The 2,430-nt window shown below is 39.6% G+C and carries 3 protein-coding genes; all 3 read right to left on the bottom strand.

All coding sequences use genetic code 11. The features are described 5' to 3' along the window. Window positions 1-581: DinB family protein (locus tag ACEW8U_RS02525; RefSeq protein WP_373520460.1), on the bottom strand; the 581-nt coding region annotated here is incomplete at its 3' end. Then, a complete protein-coding gene (locus ACEW8U_RS02520; RefSeq protein ID WP_373520459.1) occupies window positions 565-2,061 on the bottom strand; it encodes a BCCT family transporter in 1,497 nt (498 codons plus the stop codon). The genes ACEW8U_RS02525 and ACEW8U_RS02520, both read right to left, overlap by 17 nt. 237 nt (window positions 2,062-2,298) lie before the next feature. Then, window positions 2,299-2,430: DUF427 domain-containing protein (locus tag ACEW8U_RS02515; protein ID WP_373520461.1), on the bottom strand; the 132-nt coding region annotated here is incomplete at its 5' end.

Below are 2,430 nucleotides of genomic sequence, written 5' to 3'. Positions count from 1 at the left end.
TAACAAAAACTTTTCCCATCTGCTCCGATGGTGTATAATCCTTCGCTCCTTTTTACAAATCCATTTTTTCCAGACTCTTTTTTACAATCAAACCCATCGCCATATTCTGGAAAAGTAGGCTGATTTCCCAAGATATATTTGATATCATAGACCAATAATTCCTGATGCTGCTGCTCATGGTTGATACCAAGTTCGATGATATCCAATATTTTATCTTCCTGTTCCTTGGACAAAAATTCCACCATGGAATCCGTAACATATTTCCTGTAATCCATCACCTCCCTGACAGGTGGACGGCTCATCAGTCCTCTGTTTGGTCTAAGCACCCTTTTTCCTGCATTATTGTAATAGCTGTTAAATAGATAGGCAAAATCCTCGTGAAATATTTCATAATCTTCAAAAAACTGCTGCAAAACGAATGCTTCAAAAAACCAGGTAGTATGGCCCAAATGCCACTTGGGTGGAGATACATCCACGATGGGCTGAGGTATATAATCCTCCACTTCCAAAGGTCCGCAGATAGACTCCGTGAGATTTCTACATTTTAAGAAAAGTGCAGTAAGCTTATGATTTCTGTTCATGAGTTTTTTTAAAATATAGCTGATAAATAATATACAAGATCATTGCTGAAAATAAAAAACTAAATGGTAGCGCAAATAGAATCATCAACTGACTCACAGATTCCAATAAGCTGTCTTTGCCGATCCAGATCACTGCCATTGCGAATAATGCAATGGTTACCCCCCAAAACAATCTAAACCGTCTTTTCGGTTCCGTTTTTCCATTGTCAGAAAACATACTTAAAACAAATATGGCCGAGTCCACAGAGGTGATCAAAAAAGTAAACACCAGTATGGATGCGACAGTATTACTCCAGTTAGAAAAAGGAAAGGTTTCTAAGAAATTAAATAAACTGTTGTAGATAGATCCGAGATCTTCCAAAGTGACTTTTCCTGCTTCCAAAAGTAAAAAGGCATTTCCCCCAAACACCGAAAACCAAAGAAATGTGCCTAATGTGGGAATAAAAATAACACCTGCTATAAATTGACGGATAGTCCTCCCTTTAGATATTCTTGCTATAAATACCCCGGTAAATGGCGCCCAAGCCAACCAAAATGCCCAATAAAAGTAAGTCCAATTCATCAAAAATTCCTTCGTAACCTGATGGCTTTTTAAATTCAGACTCATAGGGACGAATTCCCAAAGATAGGCTCCAGAAGATTTCAAAAGATTTCCCAATACAGACCATTCACTCCCTATCAACCATGTAAATCCAAGCAGTACGGAAGCCATTGCGATGTTAAGATTGGAAAGCACCCTGATACCTTTATTTACACCAATGAATGCGGACAAGGTAGCCACCAGACATACAAGCAAAACTATCCATATCGCATTTCCAGAAGCCAATTGATCCCACCCTGTCCAGTACGCCAAAGCACTCAATAGCTGTCTACTACCCAAGCCAACACTTGCCACTACTCCCAAAAGCGTACATATAATGATCAAAAGATCAATTGCCGAAACCCAAATTGTTTTTTCAAATCTCTTACCCAAAACAGCAGATCCCAAGATACTCGTTTCCCTGATATAGAGATTGTAACTGATGATCAATCCAAAAAGCCCATAAAAAGCCCATGGTGTCAAACCCCAATGAAAGAAAGTGTATTGAAAGGCGAACTCACTGTCAGTAAACGCTGTAGCCCTGGGTGGATTGGAGAAATAATAAACCGGTTCCTGCACTGCCCTCAACAGCAACCCTCCACCCATTCCTGTACTGTACAGCATCGCAATCCAAGAGAACCAGCCATATTCCGGTTTTTCTTTACCAAGTCTTTTTTTCCCTATGGGCGAAAAGGCCAAAATCAATAACAGCATAACTGCCAAAAAACCCAACCATAGATAAAACCCTCCAAAAACCCCCATACTGAAACCTGTCCATTCGCCTAATTTTATTTTGAATAATTCAGGAAAAGCTACGGCAGGAATTAAGAACAAAAGGCAAAAAACCAATGAAAGGATGAAGGTTAGTCTTTGGGTATCAATTGCCTTATTAAGAAACATTATCTACAAAATGGTTATTCGCTTCTTCGACAGTAACCCAATATTCTACCACTAACAGGTTGGCTGCCTGTCCACTAGGGAGGGAAGTCCGAAGCCGGAAGTCCGAAGAATGGGACAATTCAGTTTCCTGGCAAGAATAATATTGATTTACCATTTTACATGAATCATTGCGTATATAAATGATCTACAATAATAAAGAATCATACTTATTAACAAACCAATTTTGCTTTAAAGAGCTTATCGCTCCACTTTGACCCCTTTCCAGAAAGCAACGTGGTCCTTGATTTCCCTGGCCGCAGGTTTGGGCTCCGGGTAATACCAAGCTGCATCTTTGTTGGTCTCATCGTTGACCTCAAGCGAATAATAAGA

The organism is Aquiflexum sp. (assembly GCF_041751335.1).
GTDB lineage: Bacteria > Bacteroidota > Bacteroidia > Cytophagales > Cyclobacteriaceae > Aquiflexum.
This window is presented reverse-complemented; position numbering and strand designations above follow the sequence as displayed.